We start from the raw sequence: 26246 nt of genomic DNA, 5'->3' as shown, positions 1-26246 counted from the left end.
AATAATAAACTTTTTTGTAGTGTATTTGCCAACATATTTTTAAATTGAACTCTGTAGAGGACTACAGGTGTCGATGTTGGCATTTCACAATTTATGCAGTTTGTTCTGGTTCCGTTATGACTTTTTGTCCAATTTTTGGCTCCGTTCCGGCAAGTAGTCGCTCAATATTGCTACGATGGCGCAAAATGACATAAATTCCACCTACGATCGCAAACAAAATGTAAGGCAAGGGTTGATGAAAAATTAGCATAAAAACAGGAACAGCGATCGCACCTACAATTGAACTCAAAGAAACAATCCGCGACACAGCGACGACAAAGGCAAATACACCAGCTGTGGCCAAACCTACTTGCCAACTCATTGCTAACAAAATTCCTAGACTAGTAGCTACAGATTTACCACCACTAAAGCCTAAAAAAATTGATTTACTATGTCCTAGAATAGCGGCTGATCCAACTAAAATTACCATCCAAGATAGCCATAATTTCACATCTACCGTTGCAGGGATCAAATTTTGGCTGGAAGCAAACTGAAACAACCAGTAAACCAGAGTGATAGCTAATACTCCCTTCAAGCAATCCAGTACTAAAACGAATGCTCCTGGACCTCTCCCCAAAGTTCTTAGCACGTTGGTTGCTCCGGTTGAACCTGAACCAACTTCCCGAATATCAATACCTTTTAGCTGCTTTACAGCAATATAGCCAGTGGGAAAGGAACCCAGCAGATAAGCTAAGACTAAAATTGCTCCACACAAAGTTAACCAAATAGCCATAAAAATTTCCTTTGGTTTAGTTGTTAGTTGTCAGTTGTCAGTTGTTAGTTGTCAGTTGTTAGTTGTCGGTTGTTTATTTACGCTGCGCGGGTCAGTTGTTTTTGATCTGGTTAATACTCCAACCCAAGAGTAGTTGGTCTTAAAAACATCTTTACCACTGACCACTGACCACTGACCACTGACTAATTAAAAGTCATTATCATAATTTCTCACTGTTTTGGGGTCAGGGGCAAATGCCAACCACAAGGGAAATTGCAGCATTGCCAGACTAATTTGCTCCTCAGAATCGTCAATGATAATCAAGGGTAGTTGATTTGCTTTTACCAAGCGGTCTGCTTTTTGAGACAAAGCTTCAGGTGTTTCAAATAATACTACACCTCGGTCAGGCCCGAAATCTGGGCGACCTATTCCTAGACAGTCTTGCAAGCCGCGCCGCCATTCACCTAGCCGTTCTGGTGTATTGGCTAGAACAAGAGTACGGACGCGATCGCCATACAACTTGTGTAATATCGAAATCACTGCTGAAGTAATCAAAATATTTTGTAAGCGGCTACCCATTGTCCGCAAAGCACCCCGTCCCCCTTGGGTAAAAAACCAGTTAGCAACTCGTTCAGCATGAACTGGTTCAAAGGTACGGCGCAATTGCCAAGGAGGGCCATAATAATCTGGTTTGCTGCGATATTGATCAATCAAGCGGCGAATTTTCTTGGTAGTTTCTTGAAACTGCTGTTGAGCAAATTGTGGTGTTCCTAGTTGAGGTTCAGCCTCAACTAATCTAGTTTCGGAGACTTCTGGCTTTTGTCGTTCTACTACAGGAGGTACAAGTTGTAATTGCTCGGCAGCAGTGGCCAAATCCTGTAGACTACCCGTGAGATAGTCTTTAAAACCCTGCACCCGAATTGCCAAATCTTGAGATGTTCCCGCAAAAGTAGTTCGCATCTCGTTACGGATGCGTTCTTGACGGCGTTCTAGCTGTTCTACAGAAATTTGCAGTGCTTGTTTGCGTTGTTCTAGTTGCACCAGCGACTCTTGCACAAATCGTCCCATCGTAGTTTGAGTTTCACTCAGTTGTGCCTGGATGGTTTTGTAGGACGTTTGTAGATTAGCTATTTCTGCTTTTAAGGCTGCTTCAGTGTTTTGTAACTGGGCAATTCTTTGCTCTGCTTGTGTGTAGAGTGAATTATCTTGTGATTTTGATTCTGTTTCTGACCCTAGTGTGGTGTTTTCTGCTAACTCGGCATTTGACTCTTGTGTTAGTTCAACTTCAGAATCTGCTATTTCGGGATTAAATATAGATAGAGCCTGATTTACATCATCTGCTTCTGGAGTTGGTGCTGCTGTTTCCAGATTTGGATTTTCATCATTAGGGTTTTGTTCTTGTATTTGCTCTAACCACTCATCAATCGGTTCTGGGGTTCGAGATTCCTCTGGATTCATAAAATATAGTGCAATTCCTATGATGCGAATAAATAACTTTCAGAAATATACAATCGACTTGCGCTAAAATTCCTAAATTTTGAGTCTAAATCGGAACTAAATCCGTGGGCAACGTTCTTCTAGGCAAGTTTTTAGAGTGTTGGGGTCAAATAAAATCGGTAGAAAGTGAATACTTTTAACTTCTTTAAAGTAAAACAGTATGGGCACTGCATTCCAGAAAATCCGCCAGTTTTGCCATTCTTGGTAGGGAAAGCGCCGGAGCAATTTTTCGCCTCTGTAAATATCTAAGTCGGTGGCGGTAAAATGTAAGGATAGTGTTACAGTTTGAAACAAAAGAAACAAGCCAAACAAAGCGATCGCTACTCCTAACCAAGCTTGCACTAACAGTAGGGGAATCGCTGCAATCACCAACACTATAGGGATATTGTAACTAGGTTTGAGTTTTACTATTGATCTGGAGTCAGGCACAAATGTAGTCACAGTTTCCAATCCTGCTTTGTTAGTAGACATCTCTCCTATTTTAAGAGTTAGGGGTGAGAAGTTTTAACTGGGATGAGATTAACAAGGGATTTGCAGATACTAAATAAGTTTTTCGCCACCCAAAAATATTTTTGGGTGGCGAAAAACTCAAGGCGCTAAGGCAAGATATGAATTTAAGTATAATTATTAGCTTGCTATAAACTAAAAAACTCAATGCTAGACAAAAATCAGCTAGACACCAGTACGTCTTCTGTTACCAAACATGACCTACGGAAATAGGACGCAGAATTTAATCCCATTAAGTTGCAATGTTCAGCACACTTGCGGCAAACAGTAGCACAGAACATCATGGTGGCATCACCACTTATCTGTTCGCAAGCCATTGCAGTGCGATCGCAAATTTGGGCGCACAAACTACACGTGTTTCCCATAAACTCAGAACCGTCATTAATCATGTTGACGCAGATCATGCACATTTCCGCACAGTCCCGCATCATCGACATCATAGTCATATCAATATATTTACCACCCTGACTATTGCAGTATCTGAGAGTATCAAGGCAAGTAGTTTGGCATTCGATGCAGATTTGTTTACAAGCTTGCATTTCGGCGAGTATAGATTCAGTTGTCATCATAATCAACAGTCTCCTTGTTTTCGTCATTACTGGAATGGTGGACTAAATAGCAAGGTAAAGCTTTAATTTTGGGAAATCAATAAGTTTGAGAAGTCTGGCAATTTTAAGGACAGTAAACCCATCTACTTCGTGTGAATTTATCAAGACCAAATTAGCCAAAATCCTTATAGAGTAAGACTTAAGGCTCTACTCTAATTATAAAAAATTACTGATTTGAAATGGGTTTGGCGTTGGGATCAAGAATTTAGCTGTTGGTTCGCTTAATTTGTCCATCTGCCAAATAACAAAACAATTGAGGGGTAGCATCAGTTTTATGGACTAAGCTAGGAAGCTTAAAAGCTTTGTCCCGTATACTTCTTAGCTATTTTTATGCTCAATATTTGATGGATTGAAAAAATGCTATGAGTGCATTTTACTATTATTCCCTATTGTCAAAGTTTCATGACTTTATGAAGTCATATTTCATTGTGCAGGGATTGCTAAGGCAATTATCACTATATTTTGACAAAACTGAATGACGCGTTATAGAATCTACGGTAAGTTTATCAAATTACAGTTGTTTTTAGGCGTTAGGTTGAAAGGAGAAATCGAAATGGCATTAGCCCAACACATTAGTATCCAAAACGCTAAAAGGGTAAATCATCATTTATTGCAAAAGACATCACAAACAGGCACAGCTTTATTAAAGCTGTTGTGGTGGCATCTTAAAGCGTACACGACGGTTTTTAGAATTATGCTACTGACCTTTGCCAGTCTAGGTTTTTTATATTTTCATTGGTCAAGACGACAGTTAATCCAATTGTTCCAGCATCGTACTACTTGATAACCAAAATGACTATATTGACAAAATTGCGGATTGTATCTTACCTAGCTCCCAATTGGTTAGAATTTTATCAAGCGATCGCAGCTTATTTAGGTCGTGTTTTAGAAATAGAAACCCAACTACACCAAGGTGAATGCGACCCCTTAAAAGATCCTCTGTTATTTCAAGACCAAATAGACTTAGCTTTTATTTGTGGATTACCCCTAATTCGCTACAGACAAATATTTTCAGACCAATTGCAGGCACTAGCCGCGCCTGTAATGCAAGCATCTCGATATGGCAACTACCCTATTTACTATGCAGACGTAATTGTCAATGCTAATAGTAATATTCAAAAGTTTGCCGATTTGTCAGGGAAAATATTTTGCTACAACGACCCTGGTTCTAACAGTGGCTATAATTTACTGTGTCACAGATTAAATCAAGAAAAATATCCACAAAATTTCTTTAGTAAAGTTATACAATCAGGCTTCCATCAGCGTTCAATTCGTTGGGTAGCCGAGGGGTTAGCAGATTGTGCAGCGATTGATAGTGTGGTATTAGAACAAGAATTACGCAACTTTCCAGAACTATCACAGCATTTGCGTGTAGTGGAAGTGTTGGGGCCTTGTCCTATGCCACCATTGGTAGTATCACGGCGCTTGGGTATATATTTGATTCAGCAAATGCAGTTGGCACTACTTCGACCAGATGCCCAGTTGCAAACAGTAATGAAACAATTTGGAGTCAGGCGTTTTGCCGCAGTGGAATTAGAGAATTACCGGATACTAAACCAAATTTATAGCGATCGCTCTTGTGTTGGTTTATCTAGGTAAGAAATAAAGGAGTTAGTTTGTCAATTATCTATCTCCCAATCTTCAGTAAGTAAGTTATTAACGCGTTTAAATTCTCTTGTGTTATGGGTGATTAGGATTAAGTTATTTATCAGTGCGATAGCAGCAATTTGTAAATCATACGCTCCAATTGGAGTGCCTAATGCTTCTAGTTGAGAGCGAATCGTTCCAAATGTTATTGCTGCTTGGTCGTCAAAGGTTAGTGAGATAAATTGAGCTAAAAATTCTTGCTGTAACGTAAGATTACGTTCTGGGTTAGCACTTTTCATTGCGCCATAAAATAGTTCAGCTTTGACGATTGAGCAAACGGCAATATCTTTGGTTGCAGTGGTTTCTAGTTTCTGCTTTAAGGTGGTGTTTTTACCACGCATATAAATAATGCAAGTGTTAGTATCTAGCAGGAATTTCACAGAATAGGTTCACGTTCTTGTTGTTGTTCTTGGGGATGACGAAAGAATGTTTCGTCTTGGATACATCCATAAAATTGAGTCTGGGGATATTCTGGGGTTTCGGTTTGGGTTTCTGGTTGTAAAGAAGACTCAATTAGGGTTTTTAGTAATGCCCAGCCTCGGCTAAGCTCTGGGTGGGTATTATTATTGTGTGTGGTCAAGCTTTGAGCAAGAAGTTGGATAATATACAGTTTGTCGTTGGGCGAAAGCTGAAGGAGTTGTTGTTCGAGTTCTTGGATAGCCATGATGGGGGTAAGTGGAGGATAATTTTATTTTGCACCAGTTTTTAAGACACGGCATAAACCCAACTCTGCTTTTGTGTCCACAACACTGCATCATGATAAACTTGCTCAAATAACACTCGCTGTGCATGACTCCCTCCAATCTCATGCAAGCGCGGTAAAACAAATTTGAGTTCCATCATAGCTGCGTTAAAATCACCATTGGCATGAGCTACCATACCTCTAGCTGCGGGAATTGCTACCTCTACCCAACTGTGTCGTAGAAAGGGATTTATACTCAAAGTGTGATACTCCATACTCACAAGCATTTGGTTTACCCAATCATGGTGTCCGGCTTTGGCTAAGGCATAGACATAATGCAAGTCTTGGAATGGCAATGCGTGTTCATCAATCCGGCTGTAAAGATAAGGACTGATGGCTTGCCAACGGTTTCCTACATTTACACCGCGCAATTCTAGGCGCAATAATAATGAAATTGCTCCTACTTGGTCTTTAGGAGATTGTTTATCGGCACGTTCCCAAATATGCGTATCGTAGATTTTGAGAACTTTTTGGTAGTTTTCTTGCTCCAGATAATATAGTGCAATGTGCCACCAGTTGTGGGTGTACAGCATAGAATTGCAGTTTTCCCAGGTATCTGCAAAAGCTTCCATCCAAGTTATTCCCTCATCGACTCTTCCCTGAGTTTCCATGATGTGAGCGATCGCGTGATGGGCCCAAGGATCATGTATATTTAAAGCGATCGCTTGACGAGCCATCTTTTCTGCTGCTTTAAGTTGGTGACATTGTTCTAAACCAAATGCCAACATGCCGTATATATAATGATTTTGAAGATTGGCTGGTAAAACTTTTTGGGCAATTTGCAGTAATTTTTCTTTATTGCCTGTATAAAAATAGTGATACTGTCCCTGCTGCACAGATATTAAATCACGGGAAAATTTATTGGTAATTTCCTCATGAATAGCGATCGCTACATCAATTTCTTGATTTGCCCAAGCTAAAATTGCCTGCACATATAACTTTTCTCTGGTGGTAATTTTGGCAAAATTCTGTTGTGCAGCTTGCAGATATGGTAAAGCTCGCTGCCAAGAATTGCGGTTTTCTTGGGTGAGATAATACGCAGCTGCATAAGCATGAGCTAATGCACAAGTGGGATCTGCTGCAATTGCTTGTAAAATTGCTGTTTCTGAATCTCTCCCATAGCAAAGTGCCTGATCAATGAAACGGTCAATGGCTGCGATCGCTTTGGCTGAATCCGTTGTAATTACTAGCCCTTGTGCATCTTTAAGCATAATTAATTCCTTGCAGCAAGATTTATGGATATGTTTGCAACATCTCCAAGTGGTTTTTGGGAATCTAAACTACGGTAATTAGATAGAATTAGTGTACTTGCGTTTATAGAGTGTGTCACATTCACCAAAAAAGTGCAAGCAATAAAGTACTATAAATCTATCGGATAATAGTATTTTATTTTTTGTAAAGGTAGAGCAGGTAGGTCAAAACCTTACTATTCCTGACATTCAGAGTCTTGATTAGTACCGAGCTATTACCCCATTCTTACTCCCCATACAGCTTATATTTTTAAAAATCATATAATTAGCACATTCTTGACCGGGATTATGGTGATTTCTCTTGCTATTTCATCTAGTTATCTGTAGTATCTATAATTAAATTGCTAAATACAAATACTTGATCGATAAACTGTAGTTTAAAATAAGGAGCCTAAAATCAGTATGTGGTCGGATATTTTGAATCAATGGAGACGCACGTCTTTAAAAAGCTTTATTTCGCTGTTTTTGGTAGGAATCAGCTTGAGCGTAGCGATCGCCGCCTGTTCCGGTAATGGTGAGAATGCAGCATCTACCAATAACCCCGCAGTTAGTCCAGTCGCAGCCAACAAACAAGATGTGGAACTGACTTTAGTCTCCTTTGCAGTTACCAAAGCAGCTCATGACGCGATCATTCCTAAGTTTGCCCAAAAGTGGAAGCAAGAACATAACCAAAACGTCACCTTTAAGCAAAGTTATGGTGGTTCTGGTTCTCAAACCCGTGCCGTGGTTGATGGCTTAGAAGCTGATATTGTCCATTTGGCTTTGGCTTTAGATGTTAACCGAATTGAACAAGCTGGATTAATTCAACCAGGATGGGAGAAAGAAATCCCTAACAATGGAACAGTCTCTAAATCTGTGGCGGCCTTAATCACCCGTGAAGGTAATCCCAAAAATCTTAAAACTTGGACTGATTTAGCTAAAGATGGTGTGCAGGTAATTACTGCTGATCCCAAAACTTCTGGAATTGCTCGTTGGAACTTTTTAGCATTCTGGAATGCGGCAATTCATTCTGGGGGTGGCGAAGAAAAAGCCCTAGATTTTGTGACTAACATTTACACCAAACACGTACCTTTGTTATCAAAAGATGCCCGTGAAGCAACGGATGCTTTCTTCAAACAAGGTCAAGGTGATGCCTTGGTTAACTATGAAAACGAAGTACTATTGGCAGAACAAAAAGGTGAAAAGGTTAACTACATTATTCCAGACGTAAATATTTCGATTGATAACCCGGTGGCAGTGGTTGATAAAAATGTTGATAAACATGGTACTCGCGAAGTAGCACAAGCTTTTGTGGAGTATCTATTTAGTCCCGAAGCCCAAACAGAATTTGCCAAAGTGGGATTCCGTCCCATAGATGAAACAGCATCGCAAACTAAAGAACTGGCTGCTAAATATCCCAAAGTAAAAACTTTAGGTTCAGTAGTAGATTACGGCGGCTGGGATGCTGTCCAGAAGAAATTTTTTGAAGATGGGGCAATTTTTGACCAAATTCAAGCAAAAAAAAGACGATAAAACCTTTGGCATGAATTAATTTAACACTACTAGTATCACAGATTTATCTCAAATATATGTGTAGCAAAAGCATATAGATGAGTAAATTTTAAGAGTGTGAAGATTAATGTAGGTTGGGTTAAGCAAAGCGCAACCCAACAAATACCTCGGAAATGTTGGGTTTCCTAACGTCAACCCAACCTACTTTTTGTTTAACTAAACTGTATTGGTTTATCTCCTACCTCTTGTTATACTTCTTGGACTTATGAAAAATAGGTAATTTCGATATGCTTGCTGATAATCAGACCATTAACAAACAAATTCGCTTGCGAATTCCCAAAAATTTTCATCAAGAACCGGTGATTTCTCGCTTAGTCTCAGATTACGGTTTAACTATCAATATTACCGCTGCAATTTTGGGTGCAAATGCTGTTGGTGACGGTTGGTTTGACCTCGATTTACAAGGCACAACCGCACAGATAGATACTGCTATCAATCACCTTCAAGAGATAGAACTAGAAATTTGGGACGAAAATAGCATCAGTAATTGGTGATTAATTGTTATCTCTATTAACTATTTTTATGCCGCAACAAAAACTTCCTCAACTCACCCCAATTGATAGCCGCATTCGCATACCCCAACATTACCAACGGCAACCTTTAATCTCACGCTTAGTATCGCGCTATGGCGTTACGGTCAATATTACTGCTGCGATGCTCACAGCAACAGAAAACTATGGTTGGTTTGACTTACAACTCCAAGGCAATTCAGAACACATCTGTAATGGTCTGCTGTATCTACAGAATTTGGGAGTAGATTTGATGCAACTAAGTATTCCTGGCAATGTGCAGCATAATTTAAGTTTTCAGCCGTTTCCCCATCCAAGTAAAGAATTTGTACCTTTACCAACACAGGAGCAAACTCAACCCTACCAAGGCTATAGTAGTCAATCTTATCGACTACGCTTGCAAATTTGTATCTTGAAAGATTACTACCAAACGCCAATCATTTCTGATTTAGTATCTCGTTATGGAGTTACAGTTAATATTATTGGGGCTTCATTGTTAGCCAATCAAGAGGATGATGGTTGGTTTGATTTGGATCTTTGGGGAAAAACACAGCAACTTTTTTCTAGTTTCAATTATTTAAAAACTTTAAATTTACCAATGTGGGTAGATGAATCTTCTCTAGATGGACATCTCATTTAATTCAAGTAAATGTTGCTATATGGCTATGGTTTCATTTCTTTTTGAAAATAACAGCATTACTCAACTGCGCGTGCGCTTGTATATTCCTCAATGTTACTTGCATGAACCAATTATTTCACAAATGATTTCTCGTTATAAATTAACAGTTAATATTACAGGAGCCAAGCAAGGCCAAAATTTTCATGAGCAAGGATATTTCGACCTTGAACTGCGGGGCTACACGTCTCACATCAATCATTGTTTAAATTATCTGGAATCTTTAAATCTCAAAATTATTGGTAAACCAAATACAGATGGGGATAGTTGGTATTATTGAATTTTTAGTTTTAATTTTCTTTGAATAAATATATTTTTATATAGCAAAAACTATACTGATTTTTGATATCAAAAAATAAATGTTATAAAAATTAATAAAATCAATTTCTATTAAATACTTAAAATCGATAGTAGAATCGTAGTTAAGCTTAAATTTAGCAAATTTAAAGAACAAATAATTATGGGTATTGTAGTTGAAAATGTTGCTAAGCACTACGGAAACTTCCGTGCTGTGGATGATGTCAGTCTGGAAATTAAAACGGGGTCTTTAGTGGCATTACTAGGCCCTTCTGGTTCAGGAAAATCCACATTGCTACGCATAATTGCTGGGTTAGAAACACTAGATGCTGGTCAAATTTGGTTAGCTGGTGAAAATGCTACTCATTACAACGTACAAAAACGTAATATTGGCTTTGTTTTTCAACATTATGCGCTGTTTAAACACCTGACAGTGCGTGATAATATCGCTTTTGCGATGGATCTGCGTAAGCATCCTAAACACCAGATTCGCCAACGCGTTGAGGAACTTTTAAAATTGGTGCAGATGCAGCAATTTGGCGATCGCTATCCTTCCCAACTTTCTGGTGGTCAACGACAACGGATAGCATTAGCGCGTTCACTTGCTGTTCAACCCCGTATATTATTGTTAGATGAGCCTTTCGGGGCGTTAGATGCAAAAGTCCGTAAAGATTTGCGGGTTTGGTTACGCAATCTGCATTCAGAAGTTCATGTCACAACTGTATTTGTCACCCACGATCAAGAAGAAGCAATGGAAGTAGCTGACGAAATTGTGGTGATGAATCAAGGACGGGTAGAACAAGTTGGGACTCCGGCGGAAATTTATGACAACCCAGCCACGCCGTTTGTCATGAGTTTTATTGGCCCTGTAAACGTTCTATCTAGTAATGTTGGCATCTTCTCTAACAAAAGTACAACTTCTCCTAATGACAAAATTTTTCTGCGACCACATGATATTTTGATTAAAACGAATGCCGACGATAATACAATTTCTGCGATCGTTGATCGAGTTATTCATCTTGGTTGGGAAATTCGTGCAGAGTTAGTATTGCGGTCTGGTGAAATGCTCAATGCTAATCTTAGTCGAGAACAGTTTTTTCAGCTTCAGCTAGAAAAAGGGCAGCATGTCTACATCAAACCGAAACAAACAAAAGTGTTTGCTACTGCTAACGGCTTAAAGTAGGAGTGCTGAATATTGGCTATAGAAACCGGGTTCATGTAAAATCCGGTTTTCTAAATATTTAAATTTATTCTCCATCTAAAAAATTTCAGTTACTAAAGTGTTTTCACTCTGAGTTTCCTAGATGAAGTGATTTTTCACTTGCTCAGTGGATGTAACTTGGTTATAACTCCGGTTATTCGATAGATTTATAAGATTTTCATGAAATTTAATAATCTATATCTCCATAAACATCATTTTTAGCAAGTGTTTCGCCTAAAATACATTAAGTTTATCAATTAACAGTAGTATAATGAGTGAAAACTTAAAAACACAAAACTATAGCCTCTTAGAGCTATCTGCCAAAGTGGAATATGCACTATTGGCCCTCTTAGAACTAGCGAAGCATTATGTTCGCAAAACCCCTGTTACTATGAGTGATATTTCTGCTAAGCACCCTATACCAGAGCGTTATTTGGAGCAAATTCTTTCGAGTCTGCGGCGGGCGGGTGTGGTGCAGAGCCAACGTGGCTCTAAGGGTGGTTTTGTTCTAGTGCGTGAACCTCGTCAATTAACGTTGTTGGAGGTTGTAGTAATGTTGGATGGTGAACAGAAAGAAAAAGAATCTCTTTTTGAAGTTACTTTGGAAAAAAACTTGCTGCGGGATATTTGGCAGGAAGCAGATATGGCTTCACAAGCTATTTTAAACCAATATACCATCCAAGACTTATGTGACCAGCGAGAAGCACGTTTACAGAAGGGTCAGATGTATTATATTTAGCAACATCAGAATACTTTCACTATACTTCGTTACTCCAATATAAAACTATTCAAATAATCTAGAGGAACTGTGAACACATAGTATAGTACTCCTCCACCCAGTAGAACCACAGCTAAACTCGCCAAAAGTATCCAACGGTCTGGCGGTTGATAGGTATCCTCGTCAATGTCTCGGCGAACAGCAAAATAATGTTGAGTTGAAAGTAATACTGTTAATACCCCTACCAAAGCAAATGCTAAACCCAATTTCCAGCCATTACCAGGAGGTTGTGGTGCTAATGGAGGCCGGATAATCCGCAACCTCACAATCAAAACACCAAAACCCATAAGCGCAATACCACTCCGCATCCATGCTAAATAAGTACGTTCATTAGCCAAATGATCCCGAACTCGATCTGATCTGTACTTTTTTGTTTCTAATTTTTTCACTTCTAATTTGTTTGCTTCTATTGTCATAAAATTTACGCGTCCCAGTAATTATTAAGAGTTTTTTATTATTTAGCTGCTATTTATTTTAATAAATTAAATAAAGTTTTTCCTATTATTTTCAATAATTATTAAATTATAACTATTAACTTAAAAATAATAATAAATTATTTTAATTTTAGCTTTACACTCACTTAATATTAATTAATCAGTTTTTTTTAAATTCATAATAATATAAATTGATAATAGAAATTAATTGTAAATAAAAGAGCCAGAATAATACTGACTCTTAATTTTTGGCTGACAATTCTTGCTCTTCAATCAGTACTAGTTACTTAATCATCAATTTTCGCAGTAGTGATTCCTGCATCGAGTGCGGCTTGCAAATTCTCAGGAATCAACCAGTTTGCTTCACCAGATTGAATAACTTTTGCAGGTGGGAGATTAAATTCAACTTCTTTAGTATCGGGGTTGGATGTAGCAACTAACCGAGTTCCATGAACAATCTTAAAAGCTTTAGCTGGTATAGCTTCTTGTCCTTCTGTAGCAGCTTGTCCAGGGATATAAACACCTTGACAGTCCCACTCATCATCAGTTTCTACACCATTGGGTAGCAAATACAATTCATTATCATAAGTTGAGGTAGATTTTTTCGGTTTTTGACCATAGACGAGCAGAGTTTTATCTGTTTCATTGCGACAAATACCAACAGGATCTTCACTATTTTCTAAAATGTATTTCTGGAATTTCAAATTAGAAATTTTTTGTTCTATTTCTGGTGTGTAGCCTTGGGTTTGTTTGTCTTGTAAAACAGATTCTAGTGTCTTGGTGATTTCTATATAGTCTGGATCAGCAGTATATTTTTTTCCTGCCCAGGATGGTTGAGCAATCATCATGTTTGCTACTAAAAAGATGCAAACAAGGGTAATTTTAACAAGTGTATTTTTGAACATCTTCATGTGTTTCTCCTAAGAATACAGATTTTTTACAGATATTAGCTACCTAAATTAAGGTATTGAATTAACAATTATCATCTCTCTATTGACGCAGTTTGGTACCATAGCAATTCATTTTTGCTTACCTCCAGACAAAACTTCAATTTCAGGTGATTCCAAAGAAAATCCGTAAATTTCTTGCCAATTATTTTTGCCTAAAATTAACAGGTAAACTCCAAGGCTTATACAGGTGATGACAACTAAGACAGGAGTTTCTAAGGTATGACTTTCTATTAAAATGGAAACACCTAATCCTATTAAAATAAAGGGAACCAGGGAAGTACCGTAGCGAGTAATTGCAGAAGCGATCGCACTTACCTGAGTTAAGCAATAAGCTGTATAACACCATACTCCCACCATAACGAAAAATACTGTCAAAATTACAAGTAAACTATCCCATGCGTGGGTGGCGAACATTGGCATATAGATACTAATGTTGTCACCTCCGTTGGCGATTGTAACTGCTGCTACGCTGTAGGTTTGGGGTGAAAGAAAGTTGTCCCACCAAGCTTGAGAAGGTTTGGAAGTAGTTGAATTTTTTTCATTATCGGTCTCTAGATTTAGTAATCTATTGATACCGATGATGATGGGAACAATACCAAGTAAACCAATCCAGGATTCTGGCAAGATAAACTTACCAAAAAAGCTAGGTAAGCTTACAACTACTAACGCACTAAAACCCAGATATTGACCAATAATAATGTGACGACGGCGAAAACAAGTATTTATTTGTGAAAAAAACAGCGATAGAACGACAATATCATCAAGATTTGTGGCAGCGAAAGCAGTCAATCCTGTAGGAATAGCAGTCAGTAATCCACTCATGTGTGCGTCGTATCTCCTTGATGGTAGTGAATCTCAGCCATCCGTACTGGTAGACATGGAGGTTTTGAGTGTTGAAAATTCATAATTCAGATTTAATTTCTAACCGATGATTTACTTGACTCAAAAGCCAGTGTCAAAGGCATAGTTTTACTCTATGGCTCCCCATCAATAAGAGCAAACAGTCTTTTTTGTTAAATCCATAGACTGAATTTATGGTTATGCAGATATGACTGTAATCACGTTAATTAAGAACATTTTACATTTATCTACAGTTTTTCGATGCATTTACCGTATAATTTTTTCCAGTTGTTCAAAATAAAAACGTGTAGATATTCCAAATGACCCTGGAACAGTTACGAATTTTTTTAGCCGTGGCGGAAGTATTGCACTTTACCCGTGCAGCGGAAGCACTTTATATTACTCAACCAGCAGTCAGTGCTGCTATTCAAACTTTAGAGACAGAATATGGTGTCAGGTTATTTCATCGCATAGGTCGTCATATTGAAATCACAGATGCGGGAAAATTATTGCAGGGTGAAGCGCAGAAAATTCTAGATCATGTCAAGTTAACAGAACGTGGCTTGAAGGAATTAAATAATCTGCAACGGGGAGAGTTAAAGTTAGGTGCAAGTCTGACGGTTGGTAACTATTGGCTTCCTGAAAAAATTAGTCAATTTAAACAGTTATATCCTGGTATTTTTATTAACTGTAAGTTAGGAAATGCTGAAGAAATTTGTGAAGGGACTGCTGTGGGTATGTACGATTTGGGTTTAGTGACAGGGGAGATTAAACCATCATTGCAGCAATCTTTAGAAAAAGAAGAAATAGGAAGCGATCGCTTGCAAATTGTTGTAAGCAAATCTCACCCTTGGTTCCAGCGTAACGAAATTTATCTAGATGAATTATTAAGTACAAGTTGGGTGATGCGTGAACCTGGTTCTGGCGCACAGCAGATGTTTGACCAAGCTTTACAAAGTTGGGGAATTGAACCGAGCAATCTCAATGTTGTACTTAATCTTAACACTAGCGAAATGGTGAAAGCAGTTGTAGAAAGTGGTGTTGGCGCAGCTGCAATTCCAGAATTTATGGTAAAAAAAGAATTACAATTAGGAACATTACACGCTGTGCAAATTATCGATCCGCAAAAACAATCTACGAAAAAATTAGAAATTATTCAGCCTGTTTGGAAACTAAAACATCGTCAACGTTTTCATACACAGGTAATGATCGCTTTTGAAGCTCTCCTCTTACAAGAGAAGATGCAAGTTGCTTAATTTTTAAAATATTAATTCTTTACTAAAATTACTAAACATACACAACTAGCTGCTAGTTTTATCAAGCTTAGTGCTTCAGTTTTTAAAATAATTGTTCCCCCTACTATTACTAAGACAACAGGAAAAATATAACTGCCATTTTTAATTAAAATATCTGCAACTTTTGCTTGATAAGTAAACTTGTAAGCCAAGTAACACCAAAGTGCTATTAATACAAAAAATATTCCAATAATAATTATAAAATTTCCTAAATCGTTACTCGCAAATAATGGCACATAAACACTAATATTATCACTTCCATTAGCGATAGTAATAGCTGCAACGCTGTAAGTCTGTGCATTCAAAAGACTTGTAGTGTTTATATTGTGATATTCTGCTGTTGTTACTACAGCCTCTTGAGTTTCAACTTCTTCTCGATTAATCAAACTACTGATTCCTATGGCTATTGGGATTAATCCCAGCAGTCCAATCCAGTTGGGTGGTATGATTAACCCACCAAATAATCCAGGAAGGCTAGCAATAATTAACACTGTAAAGCCTAAATATTGACCAGCAATAATATGCCGACACCTGAACTTAGAATTTAGTTTAGAAAACAGGAGTAATAAAATAACGATATCATCAATATTAGTGGCAACAAAGGCTGAGATTCCCACTAAAAATGTAGTAACTAACTCACTCATTTCAATATATCTTGATTTGTTTGTAGTTAATCATTATTTTTGATCATCCTATATGAATAACATTATCACAACCATTACAGAGGGAATTATTGCTTTTACTGCCACCAATATTGATGACATTATTATATTAATGTTATTTTTTTCACAGTTAAATAATCAATTTCGCCGCCGACATATTTTTGTTGGTCAGTATCTGGGTTTTTTCGCCATCATTATTGCCAGTTTACCGGGTTTCTTTGGGAGTTTAGTCATCCCTAGAGCGTGGATAGGATTATTGGGAATTTTGCCAATAATAATTGGAATAAAGCAATTACTTAGTCAAGAGGCAGAAAATCCAGAAGTTCAGATTGTTAATACTAATATAAAAACATCTACTAATCCATTATTAAATTTTATTTTAAGTATTTTCAGCCCTCAAACTTATAAAGTCGCAGCAGTTACATTTGCCAACGGCGGCGATAATATTAGCATTTATATTCCATTGTTTGCTGGAAATAATTTTATAAATTTGCTAATAATTATTATAGTTTTTATTGTGATGAAAGGGGCTTGGTATGCTGCTGCTTACCTATTATCTCACCAAGCTGCGATCGCCTCTATTTTAACTCGCTATGGGAAACATGCTGTACCTTTTGTATTGATTGGCTTGGGTTTGTATCTCATGTATGAAAGGGGTACATTTGCCCTATTTTTTTAGAGAAAATAGATATTCTCTATTTGTAATATTTTGATTATTGGGATTTATATCTTTGACAGTTACAAAAGTAGCTAGGTTATTTAATTACTTTTTTTTATCGTTTCAAAAAGAAAGAATATTTGCTCTTATCAAGCAGAAAGAAATAATATTGATTTCAGACAAACCCAAGTATCTGATAAAAAACAATCACAAAAAATCATCAGTTCATTTGATAGCGATCGCCTCTAAAGTTTACCAAAATCATTTGTCTGTTGATACTAGGCATAAACACCCAAGCAATCTCCTAACACACCTTCACTTTCAAAAGTAGAAAGGTACTAGGTAGAACAGAATTAAATCCTTGCGAGCAACAAATATGAGTTGGTTAGTTGGTACTATAATTATCGGGATTTCTGCTGCTATTGCAACCACCTTTGATGACAACTTGTATTTAACGGCTTTCTTCGGTAAAGTCAATCGAACCTTTCGTCCTCAGCATATTATTCTCGGTGAATTTCTGGGATTCACGGTGCTAGTGTTTGCTAGTCTCCCTGGTTTTTTTGGTGGTCTAATTATTCCACACACCTGGATTGGATTACTGGGTTTTCTACCAGTTGCTATTGGTATTAGTCATCTTCTAAATCGAGAAAATGAAGCAGAAGCAGTGCAAGCTGTGTCAGCTGATTTCAACTCTCATACCAAATTGCATCGCCACAAAAAATCTCTATTAGCAACTCTGCGCGACCCTCAAACTTACCGTGTCTCTGCTGTTACTATTGCTAATGGCGGAAACAACATTGGGATTTATGTACCATTGTTTGCTAGTAGTAATCTTCTCAGTCTGGGCGTAATTTTAGGTGTTTGCTATTTAACAGTTGGATTATGGTGTTTTCTTTCTTATAACTTGACTCGTAATCCTCTCATGGCTCCTGTTCTAGCTCGCTATGGCCGTAAAGTCTTTCCCTTCGTCTTAATCTTTTTGGGATTTTCTATTTTGATGAAAAGTGAAACGTATCGACTGTTACCTACTATAGCCATGTTTTCTAATTAAACAAGTAGGCGCTTTTTGTCTAATAAACTAACTTTAAGCTCACCACCATCAATATAAAGTAAATCATAAACCGCAATGGTTTTTGTGGAGCAACTTGACAGATTTTTGCTCCTAGTAATACTCCTGGTACTGAGCCAAGCCATATCGGTAATACTAAACTCCAATCTACTGTTCCTAAGGTGAGGTGTCCAAGAGCAGTAAATAGTAACAGAATTGCGGCTTGGGAAATATCTGTACCAACTAATTTTCGTGCATCCAAGTGGAAAAATGCAATCAAAGTCAAAGCAAACATTGAACCAGAAGCAACACTTGTTAGACCCACAACGCAGCCTAAAAATGCTCCTACACTTATCGTCTGCAAGCGCCCTAGTTGAGTGGTTAAGTCAAATTTCGGGAGTTCAGGTAATTGTAACTGTGAAAAAAAGGTCAACAACACCATTTGCAACAACGCCAAAACTGTGACTAACAAAATCGTCACACCCAGCAAATGCAGCATGATATTGTTCAGGTTATATTCGGCTTTGAATTTAATCAAGTGCAGTATCCCTACTCCCAACAAAGAACCAGGAACACTTCCCCACGCCAACCATTTCACTACTTCCACATCAAGGGTTTGTTGCTGCCAGTGTTTAATGCTACCAACGACTTTCATTAACGTCGCTGCAACAACATCAGAACTTATTGCTACCGCAGGTGGTACTTGAAAAACAAAAATCAACATCGGAGTGATAAGAGAAGCACCACCAATTCCTGTCAGACCAACAACAATACCAACTAGAAAGCTGAAGAGAGGCAACAATAAAAAATCCATACTCCTGTCCTTGAGTGGGGTTTTGCGAATGTGGCTTTGTTTAGCTGAAACTGAAAGACTGGTTGTAAGGGCAAGTTTTTAATGACTGCTGGGAAAATTCCATAAATTACTAAAACTTGATCGACTTACCGTATTTTAAAATTAAAAATAATAAAAGTCTACGTTTTTGTAAAAGATATACAACTTACTTATATTTTTCTATACTAGAAAATTAGCCAATTTTATAAAAAATTGACTTTTAGCAAAGATTTGCAGTCCAGTATTAGACTAGATAATAGTATTTCAAAGAACTACATTAACTACAGCTTAATACCGTATTTGATATGGCAGAGTTAGAAAAAGTCAACGACGAAAATCAAACATTACCGCAAAAGCCGCGATTGCCCATCAGGTTTGTGCAAAGATTGTTAATTACCCATTGGCGCTCTTTGTTGCTGTTGTTTGTGGGGATATATTTACCACTGCAAATTTTTGGACTGCTGGCGTTAGAGGTGAGGTACAACGAAGGTGGTTTTCCTTGGGATTTACCGGTTCTGGTAACGATTCACTCGATAGCACAGCCGCAGTTGGATGTATTCGCCGCGATATTGACAAAATTTGGTTCTTTTTGGATTGTATTACCCATTCTGAGCGCGATCGCACTTATTTTACTACTGCAACGTCGCTGGCGATCGCTCACCTATTTACTTATTACTGCTGCTGGTAGTGCAATTATCAACCGCACAGCTAAGGAATTTTGGCACAGAGTACGCCCCGACCTCTGGAACTCAGTTGCACCAGAGTTTGATTATTCATTTCCTAGTGGTCACGCCATGACGAGCATGACGTTGATTGCTATTTTGGTAATTTTAACTTGGGGTAGTGTTTGGTGCTGGTTGACAGTGATTTTTGGTAGCGTGTTTATATTGGCCATTAGCTGGACACGACTATATTTAGGAGTACATTTTCCTAGTGATATTATTGCAGGTTGGATGGTAGCGATCGCTTGGGCAATTGGCGTGAGTTTAATTATTCGACCATTATCACAATCGACAAATATCACCAGTGAAAAGCCAGTAAGTGAAACGAAGTTACTTCCCGAAGAACAGCAGTTACTTAATAACGAATAAAGTTTTTGAATTAAATTCAAGTTTTTATTAATACAGCTAAATTAATGTGAGTTCGATGAACCTCTCACTCACTCCCTTCCTCTCCGAAACGGAAAGAGAGGAGTAACGGAAAATTGGGCTTTTTGCTCCCCTCTCCGACACGGAGAGTTGGGGGAGAGGTCAAATAAGACTTGTCGAACTCACGTTAAGTTAAGTATTATTACTTAAGTATAAAATTGAATTTATGTTTGGCTCTGGACTTTTTTGCTTTTTTATTTTAAACTACGGTTAATTGATAGGATTAATGTACAAACATGAATGAGATCAAAAAGAGTGATCAAGATTTGTTATCCCAGACTTCGGATAATTTACCCAAAACATTATTACAGAAACTTAGAGGTGGATTTTTCTTAGTCATTGGATATTTATTATCGCCATTATGCTGGTGGAATGACTTGGTGTTCAATTTACCAATTGCTTATTTTTTCGGCTATATTTGTAGCCTTTTTGCTCCTAAATTATTTATGCCTTGTGTCATCATCGGTTACTGGCTATCTAATATTGTTGGTATTTTGTTGATGCAAGCAGGTGCAATCGATGTTTTACAAAAACAATCCCAAGAGCGTAACTTAAAAAAAGAATTATTAACAGGCTTAGTTTCTTCAACTGTGTATACCTTTTTGATTTTAGTATTAATCCAATTTAAAATTATTGATACTCCTAATTTCTTATCGGGTGTTTAACAAACAAATTCCCATTTTATTCAATAAGTTGGATATATTTTGTTAAATTAATTTAATGTAATTTTAAAATTTCATTCATATTTAAAAGTTTAGGAGTGTCTTTAGTCATAATTAAAGGTAATTTACCATCCCATTTTTCTATTGCTTGTCTTTCTAGTATTTCATTAGTCAAACTTTCACGTAGTAATCTATTTATTTCTGCTTCTCCTTTAGCTAAATTAACTTTAGCTTCTGCTTGTTTTGCTGCTTTTAGTGCGATAAAATCTGCTCGCTTTGCATCTTGCTCTGCAATTTGTTTTGCCTCTACTGCTTCATTGAACTTATTGGAAAAATTAACATTAACGAGTGAAATATCATCAACTGTAATATGATAGTTATTCAATCTTGTCATCAATATATTATCAATTCCAGATTTTACATCTCCTCGTTTGGTCACTATTTCTTCTGCTGTATACCTAGCCATAACTGCTTTTAAGACTTCTTCTACTGCGGGATTAATAATTTTATCAATTACGTCTTGTTCTTCACCAATATTTTGAAAAACTACATTACTATCTTCGGGTATAATATGCCAATTTAATGCTACATCTATAAAAACTTCTTGTAAATCTTTAGAAGAAGCTTCAGTAGATATTTCTTGTTTTTGAACTCTTACATTAATTTTTTTAACTGTGTTGACGATCGGAATTACAATGTGTATTCCCTCGTTTAGAATTGTTTCTTCTACTCTACCAAACTGCATTACTACGCCGCGTTCGCCAGCATTAATGATCACAAAAGGTGTCAATAAAATTGTTATTAAGAATAAAAATGCAGTTAATTTACCTGCACCATTAGTAAGCCTAATTTGCTTCATAATTTTACAAGATAATATTTAGTCGGCTTGTACAAAATTATCCTTTTATTTTAAAATACACTAATTTGGTAGGAATAAGCTAGTTAATAAATATTGTATACAAGTATGTCACAGTTTTATCTGCAAAACAAGCTGCTAACAGTGAAAGGTGAAAGCTAGCAAAACGAAACCCAATTGTATAGAAATATTACCGGCGAAAAAATCTATAACTGCTATGAGGCAGCAAACTCTTGACGGCTCGGCTCCATAACTTGTTAACGCCAGTTTCTCTTGGAGAAAAGCAAAATCCCCCGTGCTTTAGTCGGGGGATGAATTTAATCAAAATAACTATTTCAACAAGTCTGACTTGAAAATCGTAGTTTTTATTGATTAAGGTCAAGGTAATTAAGATCGATTAGATATATTTTTAGTTGTTATTTATTTCATTTTCTTTTATTTCCATATTAAAATTATTTAAGTTTATGCTAGTAGTTTCATTATTATTGTTTATGCTGCTGCCCAATGTACAATTATTTTTTATTAATCGAATATAAGTACGATAGGGTATGTATTTCATAGGATTATAGCCAAGACAATAAAGAATTAAAACACAAGCCCAAGAATATTTTCTGGCAATAATCGCTTTGAGAATCTGCTGCCATTCTTCATAACTGATTATAATGTTTGATGTTTGATTAGGTTGGGAAAAATCTTCAGTCATCATACTACCTCTAATATGTGGCTTTAAACTTGATTATTAAGTTTCAGTAAATATTTGTGTCTTTATACAGCAGGGTAAAGGGAAAGGTGTTTGTTTCTTCATCCTTTACCCTTTAACCTTTTCCCCAATATTGTTTATATTTGTATGGGAGTATAGATATCCTCTGAGTTGGCATTCAGATAAGGACGTTGCAATTCAATTTCGTGTAGTGAAAAATGCTGTAAAATTGATGTTATTCGACCTGCTGGCGTATCATTTCCTTCTAGCCAAGCATCAAGTAAAGCATTAGCAATTACTTGACAACGATTAGCACCAAAACTTTCTTGGTCGCCAAATTTGCGGTTTGGTTCTTCGGCGATCGCTAACCCTGGTGCTATTAACTTAGTAAACAAAGGCACTGATTCAGAAAAATGGAATTCGTATTCTGCATACAACCTTTCTAATACTCCGTGAACAGCTTCGTAGTTGCTTTTGTCAAAATAAAGCACTCCTGAGTCATAACGTACATAATCTGTAGGGTTGTATAGTACTTTAAATGAAAAAGGAATGTCTAAGGCATTGAGTTGGACTGTTAAACAGTCCATAATTGCAACTGCACCTTCAGGACTTAAGTTGAAATAGACACGTACAAGACTCTGATCACCTTGAGAAACACCTAAATTTCCCACTGCCATATAAAATCCGTTTTGCACTATATTTTTAGGCATTTTGATTGCTACTAAATTGCCTATAGCCACAGATCGGTCTTGTGGTTGCAAATGGTGGGCACGGTCAATGTGCAATGTCAAACCATTTCTTTGTACAGCCAGAGTATCATCTGTTTCTTCTCTGACCACTAACCAATCGTGGCTCAAATAGCCTTCACTTCTGTTGTTTTGATGTAGGCGATCGTAAAATGCTAAATCTACACCTAACAAGGTGTTATTTTCTAGATTTTGGTTCAATGCTAAATTCGTTACTTCTGCATTGGATGTAAGGTTAGGTTTCAAAGCCCCATTGTAATAAACACCATAAAGAAAACTACGCAATTGTAGACCCAAAAACTTATTCTGAAGATCTAAGGGTAATTGTCGAAACCGAGAAGCTGCTGACTCTGGCACCTCCAAGGGTTTGTAATCTGGGTGTTTAATACAATAGTGAGATTCGATCTGAACCTGATGAACAATATTTTCTAATGATGTCTGCAATGATTGTGGAACGTCTTGCAGTTGGCTTGCCAGTGAATTTAATAATTGCATATATGTACTTGCCTGTGAGTTGAGAGTGGTGCAAAGATGAGGAGAGGGAAGTAATATCGTGTTCGGTGAAAGACTTATGGTTAAGACCGCAGGGGTCAGGGAGCAGAGAAAAAGGGGATTTTCCTTTTGCATAGATGCAGGAATTATCTATCACTAATTAGTCGGAAATGATATAAATAAATAATTTTCCCCTCAGCCTCTTTCCTTAAAAGAGTGTAAAAACTACTTTTGCAAGAGACACCCGTGAACTATCGTTCACAATGCAAGATGAAAATTTTTCTTTCCTAGTTTCCACTCCCTGAGACGCTTTTAAGCGAGAGATAGATTTGTATTAGCCAGGGTTGATGCTTCCATACCAAAAATTGTCGGAATTGATGCTTCAGGACGACACAACAAACTCTTGGCAACTTGTAACATACAGATACCTGCATTACCAAAGGTTTTTTCATGCTGGAGTTGTGCTTGAATAGCTTTAATCAAAGCTAAACCGCAAAATTGCATCACTCGCTGCAAGAAATCAGGACGACGCTCGATGATTTCCGGGAAATTAGCCAAATAAGCAATAGCCAGTGCTGTAATTGAAGGCTGAAGTAGATGCAGAGGTATCGTAGCTAGGCGTAAAGACTCTTCGATCGCGATCGTATTGCTAGTAACCAAACTGTGCAGCCAGATTTGCAGATAGCTAGCAATCAATGTTCCTAAATCGTTAGCCGGATCTCCCCATGCACAGCGTTCCCAGTCAATCAATCGAATGATGCTGTCTGTCCCTAATCTATTTTGCAAAAGTGCTTCTTCCCAATTTAAGGATAAAAGAATATTGTTTAGCTTCAGGTCATTATGGGTTAGACAACAAGGAGTGAAAGCGGTACTTAAATCTGCGATCGCTTTTCCGAGGCTGTCATAACGTTGATAAAGAGTAAAGAATTTCAGACCGTGGCTAGGAACCATACCAAACACTGCTGGAGTGATTCTATCTAAATCACGAGCCAGGTTAGGAGTTTGTTGGCTAACTGTGTCCTCGGTGCTGTTGAAGAACTCCTGATAGTCTTGATTATCAAAAGTGAGACGATGAATTGATGCCAGAGTAGCTCCCACAGTCGCTGCAATCTCGCGGGGAAAATAATTTTCCTTAGTATAAAACTCTGACAAATCGCGATAGTCGTTGAGATAATTGAAAACAATTATTGAATGTTCAGCGTTAAAATGCACCGCTTCCGAAAAACATGGGTAAATTTGGCTCAGTTCTGAAAAATTGTGTAAAAACTCGTGAACTCGCCATTCTTGCAAAAATTCACCGACAGTTTTACCTTCTCGGTTATAACGCTCTTGTTTCACTAAAAGCTTGCGATCGCTTGGCAAGCTAAGTAATAAATTAAAATTTTTAGCTGGTTTGAGATCAATATGGCTCAATGACTTCTCTTCTAGAATACACAGACCTTGAGAAATGAGATAGTCAAAAACATTTTGAGAACTCAATACAAATGGTGGCATAGGTTTAGACCAATTTAAAAATTAATAACTCAAATTTTTCGTCAATTTTAAAGTTTCTTTCGTGATTTAATCAACTATTAATACACCATAATCATGTCCAAAAACAACTAAAACAATCTTTTTGTTAGACATTGTATTAGGCTACTTTGAAGCAGATATCACAAAAAAAGCTCGTACTATTCAGCATTAAAGGACATTACAATCCACGTAATACTGTAAATAGCAAATGCCGATATTACAGCTTCAAAAAGCTTCGCAGCCACGTAGTAACTTTGGTCAATAGCGTAGTTTTCACCACCATATATATATTTAGAATCATCGTTCAGGTCGGTCAGGAATATTTCTGAATCAACAGGATGCAATTCAGAAATTATGATCTTTGCCATTTATTTACATTCAGCCTTTGTAGCTTTTCACCGAAATGCAGTTTAATTCTTTAAACTCATTAAGGTATTTTTCAGATTTTTTTAACAGTTAACAACCAATAAGGGGAAGCACAGACATTATGAAATCCAGACAATTTCCCCCTTTTTATAACTGGTTGTGCATAAATAGATGATTTAATCTGATTAACTCTCAAGGGATTATTAGTAATGAATAAACTTTATGTCGGCCACAAAGAATACTTTTAATCCCTGGAGAGTAACTAACTTTTGTAGGAAACTACAAAGCTATTTGGTATCTATCCATAGTAGCTATCGCTGAATGATTTAGCTAAATAGCTAATATGGCCAATAGCATAAGTATAGACCCAAGCTTCAGCCAGTTTTGTCAATCCCGACATGTCGCTGACGTAGCTATCATAACCACCAACGATGGAATCGACATCACTCATTTCATTGAGGAAACTTTCGGAATCTTGGAATAGTTCAGAGCCAGCAGCGTGTAGTTGAGAAAGAGTGATAGTTGCCATAATTAAAATTCTCGCTGTAAAGAAAGAAAATGTTGATTGTTTAGTTTGGCTGGCTCTCAAGATTTATTAGTAATTGAGTAACTTTATGTTGCTCACAAAGATTACTTTTACTCCCTAGAGAGCCAATCTAGCCTTTGTAGAGAACTACAAAGCTATTTAGTATCCGTAGTGACCGCTGAATGACTTAGCTAAATAACCAATATGGCCAATGCCATAAGTATAGACCCAAGCTTCAGCTAGCTTTGTCAATCCAGACATATCGCTGACGTAGCCATCGTAACCACCAACGATGGAATCTACATCACTCATTTCATTGAGGAAACTTTCAGAATCTTGAAATAGTTGTGAACCAACAGCATGGAGTTCAGAAAGAGCGATAGTTGCCATAATTTACTCCTAAAATTCTCGTTGCAGTCAAAGAAATGGTTGATTTTTTAATCTGGCTGACTCTCAGGATTTATTAATAATCTAGAAACATCATGTTAATCACAAAGATTATTTT

32 protein-coding genes are annotated in these 26246 nt (G+C 37.3%); 13 read left to right on the top strand and 19 right to left on the bottom strand.

Features of this window, described 5'->3' with window-relative positions; genetic code table 11:
• Positions 1 to 91 precede the first annotated feature (91 nt).
• From plsY to I8751_RS03215, 4 genes are all read right to left on the bottom strand, one after another.
• On the bottom strand, positions 92 to 772 hold the full coding sequence (plsY, locus tag I8751_RS03230; protein WP_214437723.1) for a glycerol-3-phosphate 1-O-acyltransferase PlsY: 681 nt from the start codon (positions 770 to 772) through the stop codon (positions 92 to 94).
• Between the two features lie 186 nt (positions 773 to 958).
• Positions 959 to 2209 (bottom strand): DUF3086 domain-containing protein, encoded by a 1251-nt coding sequence (locus I8751_RS03225; RefSeq protein ID WP_214437722.1) that lies wholly within the window; start codon positions 2207 to 2209, stop codon positions 959 to 961.
• A gap of 96 nt (positions 2210 to 2305) precedes the next feature.
• Complete coding sequence (locus tag I8751_RS03220) at positions 2306 to 2719, bottom strand: DUF3119 family protein (protein ID WP_214437721.1); 414 nt, start codon at positions 2717 to 2719, stop codon at positions 2306 to 2308.
• 197 nt (positions 2720 to 2916) lie between these two features.
• Positions 2917 to 3330 (bottom strand): four-helix bundle copper-binding protein, encoded by a 414-nt coding sequence (locus I8751_RS03215; RefSeq protein WP_225893939.1) that lies wholly within the window; start codon positions 3328 to 3330, stop codon positions 2917 to 2919.
• Between the two features lie 508 nt (positions 3331 to 3838).
• Here I8751_RS03215 and I8751_RS03210 point away from each other — a divergent pair.
• Together I8751_RS03210 and I8751_RS03205 are read left to right on the top strand one after the other, a co-directional pair.
• Entirely contained in the window at positions 3839 to 4147 is a 309-nt protein-coding gene (locus I8751_RS03210; protein WP_225893925.1) for a hypothetical protein, read from the top strand.
• 8 nt (positions 4148 to 4155) lie between these two features.
• Positions 4156 to 4962 (top strand): PhnD/SsuA/transferrin family substrate-binding protein, encoded by an 807-nt coding sequence (locus tag I8751_RS03205; RefSeq protein WP_214437720.1) that lies wholly within the window; start codon positions 4156 to 4158, stop codon positions 4960 to 4962.
• A 20-nt stretch (positions 4963 to 4982) separates the two neighbouring features.
• Here I8751_RS03205 and vapC read toward each other — a convergent pair whose 3' ends face one another.
• From vapC to I8751_RS03190, 3 genes are read right to left on the bottom strand one after another with little or no spacing between them, the layout of a single operon-like run.
• Positions 4983 to 5390, bottom strand: a complete 408-nt coding sequence (vapC, locus tag I8751_RS03200) for a type II toxin-antitoxin system tRNA(fMet)-specific endonuclease VapC (RefSeq protein WP_214437719.1) — start codon at positions 5388 to 5390, stop codon at positions 4983 to 4985.
• Positions 5387 to 5674, bottom strand: coding sequence for a hypothetical protein (locus I8751_RS03195; protein ID WP_214437718.1), 288 nt, complete (start codon positions 5672 to 5674; stop codon positions 5387 to 5389). Before I8751_RS03195 ends, vapC begins: the two co-directional genes overlap by 4 nt.
• Before the next feature lie 41 nt (positions 5675 to 5715).
• A complete protein-coding gene (locus I8751_RS03190) occupies positions 5716 to 6963 on the bottom strand; it encodes a tetratricopeptide repeat protein (RefSeq protein WP_214437717.1) in 1248 nt (415 codons plus the stop codon).
• A 441-nt stretch (positions 6964 to 7404) separates the two neighbouring features.
• Between I8751_RS03190 and I8751_RS03185 the strand changes: the two genes are divergently transcribed.
• The 6 genes from I8751_RS03185 to I8751_RS03160 all read left to right on the top strand — a co-directional run bounded on the left by I8751_RS03185 (position 7405) and on the right by I8751_RS03160 (position 11975).
• Positions 7405 to 8514 carry a sulfate ABC transporter substrate-binding protein gene (locus I8751_RS03185; protein WP_214437716.1) on the top strand — a complete coding sequence of 370 codons (1110 nt, stop codon included), beginning with the start codon at positions 7405 to 7407 and terminating at the stop codon, positions 8512 to 8514.
• Positions 8515 to 8780: 266 nt separating this feature from the next.
• Positions 8781 to 9047 (top strand): NIL domain-containing protein, encoded by a 267-nt coding sequence (locus I8751_RS03180; protein WP_214437715.1) that lies wholly within the window; start codon positions 8781 to 8783, stop codon positions 9045 to 9047.
• Positions 9048 to 9075: 28 nt separating this feature from the next.
• A complete protein-coding gene (locus I8751_RS03175; protein WP_214437714.1) occupies positions 9076 to 9702 on the top strand; it encodes an NIL domain-containing protein in 627 nt (208 codons plus the stop codon).
• A gap of 25 nt (positions 9703 to 9727) precedes the next feature.
• Entirely contained in the window at positions 9728 to 10018 is a 291-nt protein-coding gene (locus tag I8751_RS03170; protein WP_318780287.1) for an NIL domain-containing protein, read from the top strand.
• A gap of 180 nt (positions 10019 to 10198) precedes the next feature.
• A complete protein-coding gene (locus I8751_RS03165) occupies positions 10199 to 11218 on the top strand; it encodes a sulfate/molybdate ABC transporter ATP-binding protein (protein ID WP_214437712.1) in 1020 nt (339 codons plus the stop codon).
• A 289-nt stretch (positions 11219 to 11507) separates the two neighbouring features.
• The gene (locus I8751_RS03160) at positions 11508 to 11975 is read left to right on the top strand and encodes an RrF2 family transcriptional regulator (protein WP_214437711.1); all 468 of its coding nucleotides are present in this window, start codon (positions 11508 to 11510) and stop codon (positions 11973 to 11975) included.
• A gap of 29 nt (positions 11976 to 12004) precedes the next feature.
• Here I8751_RS03160 and I8751_RS03155 read toward each other — a convergent pair whose 3' ends face one another.
• The 3 genes from I8751_RS03155 to I8751_RS03145 form a co-directional block, all read right to left on the bottom strand.
• Positions 12005 to 12430: a YidH family protein gene (locus tag I8751_RS03155; RefSeq protein WP_214437710.1), complete on the bottom strand. Its 426-nt coding sequence runs from the start codon at positions 12428 to 12430 to the stop codon at positions 12005 to 12007.
• Positions 12431 to 12735: 305 nt separating this feature from the next.
• A complete protein-coding gene (locus I8751_RS03150; RefSeq protein WP_225893924.1) occupies positions 12736 to 13353 on the bottom strand; it encodes a hypothetical protein in 618 nt (205 codons plus the stop codon).
• A 114-nt stretch (positions 13354 to 13467) separates the two neighbouring features.
• Positions 13468 to 14220, bottom strand: a complete 753-nt coding sequence (locus I8751_RS03145; RefSeq protein WP_214437708.1) for a cadmium resistance transporter — start codon at positions 14218 to 14220, stop codon at positions 13468 to 13470.
• Positions 14221 to 14558: 338 nt separating this feature from the next.
• On the opposite strand from I8751_RS03145, the gene I8751_RS03140 reads away from it, so the two are divergent.
• Entirely contained in the window at positions 14559 to 15494 is a 936-nt protein-coding gene (locus tag I8751_RS03140; RefSeq protein ID WP_214437707.1) for a LysR substrate-binding domain-containing protein, read from the top strand.
• Positions 15495 to 15505: 11 nt separating this feature from the next.
• On the opposite strand, the gene I8751_RS03135 is transcribed toward I8751_RS03140, so the two are convergent.
• A complete protein-coding gene (locus I8751_RS03135; RefSeq protein WP_214437706.1) occupies positions 15506 to 16177 on the bottom strand; it encodes a cadmium resistance transporter in 672 nt (223 codons plus the stop codon).
• A 52-nt stretch (positions 16178 to 16229) separates the two neighbouring features.
• Here I8751_RS03135 and I8751_RS03130 point away from each other — a divergent pair, with 52 nt between their 5' ends.
• Entirely contained in the window at positions 16230 to 16874 is a 645-nt protein-coding gene (locus tag I8751_RS03130; RefSeq protein ID WP_214437705.1) for a cadmium resistance transporter, read from the top strand.
• A 355-nt stretch (positions 16875 to 17229) separates the two neighbouring features.
• A complete protein-coding gene (locus I8751_RS03125) occupies positions 17230 to 17904 on the top strand; it encodes a cadmium resistance transporter (RefSeq protein ID WP_214437704.1) in 675 nt (224 codons plus the stop codon).
• Positions 17905 to 17923: 19 nt separating this feature from the next.
• On the opposite strand, the gene I8751_RS03120 is transcribed toward I8751_RS03125, so the two are convergent.
• Positions 17924 to 18715: a sulfite exporter TauE/SafE family protein gene (locus tag I8751_RS03120; RefSeq protein WP_214437703.1), complete on the bottom strand. Its 792-nt coding sequence runs from the start codon at positions 18713 to 18715 to the stop codon at positions 17924 to 17926.
• Positions 18716 to 19038: 323 nt separating this feature from the next.
• On the opposite strand from I8751_RS03120, the gene I8751_RS03115 reads away from it, so the two are divergent.
• Together I8751_RS03115 and I8751_RS03110 are read left to right on the top strand one after the other, a co-directional pair.
• A complete protein-coding gene (locus I8751_RS03115) occupies positions 19039 to 19824 on the top strand; it encodes a phosphatase PAP2 family protein (protein ID WP_214437702.1) in 786 nt (261 codons plus the stop codon).
• A gap of 293 nt (positions 19825 to 20117) precedes the next feature.
• Positions 20118 to 20546, top strand: a complete 429-nt coding sequence (locus I8751_RS03110) for a hypothetical protein (protein WP_214437701.1) — start codon at positions 20118 to 20120, stop codon at positions 20544 to 20546.
• A 52-nt stretch (positions 20547 to 20598) separates the two neighbouring features.
• Here the strand turns inward: I8751_RS03110 and I8751_RS03105 are convergent, their stop codons facing one another.
• From I8751_RS03105 to I8751_RS03075, 7 genes are all read right to left on the bottom strand, one after another.
• Positions 20599 to 21402 (bottom strand): prohibitin family protein, encoded by an 804-nt coding sequence (locus I8751_RS03105; RefSeq protein WP_214437700.1) that lies wholly within the window; start codon positions 21400 to 21402, stop codon positions 20599 to 20601.
• Between the two features lie 406 nt (positions 21403 to 21808).
• Entirely contained in the window at positions 21809 to 22105 is a 297-nt protein-coding gene (locus I8751_RS03100; protein ID WP_225893923.1) for a HetP family heterocyst commitment protein, read from the bottom strand.
• A gap of 131 nt (positions 22106 to 22236) precedes the next feature.
• Complete coding sequence (locus I8751_RS03095; protein WP_214437699.1) at positions 22237 to 23340, bottom strand: T3SS effector HopA1 family protein; 1104 nt, start codon at positions 23338 to 23340, stop codon at positions 22237 to 22239.
• Positions 23341 to 23649: 309 nt separating this feature from the next.
• The gene (locus I8751_RS03090) at positions 23650 to 24831 is read right to left on the bottom strand and encodes a phosphotransferase family protein (protein WP_214437698.1); all 1182 of its coding nucleotides are present in this window, start codon (positions 24829 to 24831) and stop codon (positions 23650 to 23652) included.
• Positions 24832 to 25007: 176 nt separating this feature from the next.
• On the bottom strand, positions 25008 to 25217 hold the full coding sequence (locus tag I8751_RS03085) for a hypothetical protein (protein WP_214437697.1): 210 nt from the start codon (positions 25215 to 25217) through the stop codon (positions 25008 to 25010).
• A 296-nt stretch (positions 25218 to 25513) separates the two neighbouring features.
• On the bottom strand, positions 25514 to 25744 hold the full coding sequence (locus tag I8751_RS03080) for a hypothetical protein (RefSeq protein ID WP_214437696.1): 231 nt from the start codon (positions 25742 to 25744) through the stop codon (positions 25514 to 25516).
• A gap of 156 nt (positions 25745 to 25900) precedes the next feature.
• Positions 25901 to 26131 carry a hypothetical protein gene (locus I8751_RS03075; protein ID WP_214437695.1) on the bottom strand — a complete coding sequence of 77 codons (231 nt, stop codon included), beginning with the start codon at positions 26129 to 26131 and terminating at the stop codon, positions 25901 to 25903.
• Between the last annotated feature and the right edge of the window lie 115 nt (positions 26132 to 26246).

The organism is Atlanticothrix silvestris CENA357, from assembly GCF_016056295.1.
Classification (GTDB): Bacteria; Cyanobacteriota; Cyanobacteriia; order Cyanobacteriales; family Nostocaceae; genus Atlanticothrix; species Atlanticothrix silvestris.
Note: the sequence above shows the minus strand (reverse complement) of the source record. Positions and strands in the feature narration are given on the sequence as shown.

Coding starts and splice junctions, on each gene's coding strand:
- plsY (WP_214437723.1), bottom strand. CDS start 772: ATGGCTATTTGGTTAACTTTGTGTGGAGCAATTTTAGTCTTAGCTTAT.
- I8751_RS03225 (WP_214437722.1), bottom strand. CDS start 2,209: ATGAATCCAGAGGAATCTCGAACCCCAGAACCGATTGATGAGTGGTTA.
- I8751_RS03220 (WP_214437721.1), bottom strand. CDS start 2,719: ATGTCTACTAACAAAGCAGGATTGGAAACTGTGACTACATTTGTGCCT.
- I8751_RS03210 (WP_225893925.1), top strand. CDS start 3,839: ATGACGCGTTATAGAATCTACGGTAAGTTTATCAAATTACAGTTGTTT.
- I8751_RS03205 (WP_214437720.1), top strand. CDS start 4,156: ATGACTATATTGACAAAATTGCGGATTGTATCTTACCTAGCTCCCAAT.
- I8751_RS03195 (WP_214437718.1), bottom strand. CDS start 5,674: ATGGCTATCCAAGAACTCGAACAACAACTCCTTCAGCTTTCGCCCAAC.
- I8751_RS03190 (WP_214437717.1), bottom strand. CDS start 6,963: ATGCTTAAAGATGCACAAGGGCTAGTAATTACAACGGATTCAGCCAAA.
- I8751_RS03185 (WP_214437716.1), top strand. CDS start 7,405: ATGTGGTCGGATATTTTGAATCAATGGAGACGCACGTCTTTAAAAAGC.
- I8751_RS03180 (WP_214437715.1), top strand. CDS start 8,781: ATGCTTGCTGATAATCAGACCATTAACAAACAAATTCGCTTGCGAATT.
- I8751_RS03175 (WP_214437714.1), top strand. CDS start 9,076: ATGCCGCAACAAAAACTTCCTCAACTCACCCCAATTGATAGCCGCATT.
- I8751_RS03170 (WP_318780287.1), top strand. CDS start 9,728: ATGGTTTCATTTCTTTTTGAAAATAACAGCATTACTCAACTGCGCGTG.
- I8751_RS03165 (WP_214437712.1), top strand. CDS start 10,199: ATGGGTATTGTAGTTGAAAATGTTGCTAAGCACTACGGAAACTTCCGT.
- I8751_RS03160 (WP_214437711.1), top strand. CDS start 11,508: ATGAGTGAAAACTTAAAAACACAAAACTATAGCCTCTTAGAGCTATCT.
- I8751_RS03155 (WP_214437710.1), bottom strand. CDS start 12,430: ATGACAATAGAAGCAAACAAATTAGAAGTGAAAAAATTAGAAACAAAA.
- I8751_RS03150 (WP_225893924.1), bottom strand. CDS start 13,353: ATGTTCAAAAATACACTTGTTAAAATTACCCTTGTTTGCATCTTTTTA.
- I8751_RS03145 (WP_214437708.1), bottom strand. CDS start 14,220: ATGAGTGGATTACTGACTGCTATTCCTACAGGATTGACTGCTTTCGCT.
- I8751_RS03140 (WP_214437707.1), top strand. CDS start 14,559: ATGACCCTGGAACAGTTACGAATTTTTTTAGCCGTGGCGGAAGTATTG.
- I8751_RS03135 (WP_214437706.1), bottom strand. CDS start 16,177: ATGAGTGAGTTAGTTACTACATTTTTAGTGGGAATCTCAGCCTTTGTT.
- I8751_RS03130 (WP_214437705.1), top strand. CDS start 16,230: ATGAATAACATTATCACAACCATTACAGAGGGAATTATTGCTTTTACT.
- I8751_RS03125 (WP_214437704.1), top strand. CDS start 17,230: ATGAGTTGGTTAGTTGGTACTATAATTATCGGGATTTCTGCTGCTATT.
- I8751_RS03120 (WP_214437703.1), bottom strand. CDS start 18,715: ATGGATTTTTTATTGTTGCCTCTCTTCAGCTTTCTAGTTGGTATTGTT.
- I8751_RS03115 (WP_214437702.1), top strand. CDS start 19,039: ATGGCAGAGTTAGAAAAAGTCAACGACGAAAATCAAACATTACCGCAA.
- I8751_RS03110 (WP_214437701.1), top strand. CDS start 20,118: ATGAATGAGATCAAAAAGAGTGATCAAGATTTGTTATCCCAGACTTCG.
- I8751_RS03105 (WP_214437700.1), bottom strand. CDS start 21,402: ATGAAGCAAATTAGGCTTACTAATGGTGCAGGTAAATTAACTGCATTT.
- I8751_RS03100 (WP_225893923.1), bottom strand. CDS start 22,105: ATGATGACTGAAGATTTTTCCCAACCTAATCAAACATCAAACATTATA.
- I8751_RS03095 (WP_214437699.1), bottom strand. CDS start 23,340: ATGCAATTATTAAATTCACTGGCAAGCCAACTGCAAGACGTTCCACAA.
- I8751_RS03090 (WP_214437698.1), bottom strand. CDS start 24,831: ATGCCACCATTTGTATTGAGTTCTCAAAATGTTTTTGACTATCTCATT.
- I8751_RS03085 (WP_214437697.1), bottom strand. CDS start 25,217: ATGGCAAAGATCATAATTTCTGAATTGCATCCTGTTGATTCAGAAATA.
- I8751_RS03080 (WP_214437696.1), bottom strand. CDS start 25,744: ATGGCAACTATCACTCTTTCTCAACTACACGCTGCTGGCTCTGAACTA.
- I8751_RS03075 (WP_214437695.1), bottom strand. CDS start 26,131: ATGGCAACTATCGCTCTTTCTGAACTCCATGCTGTTGGTTCACAACTA.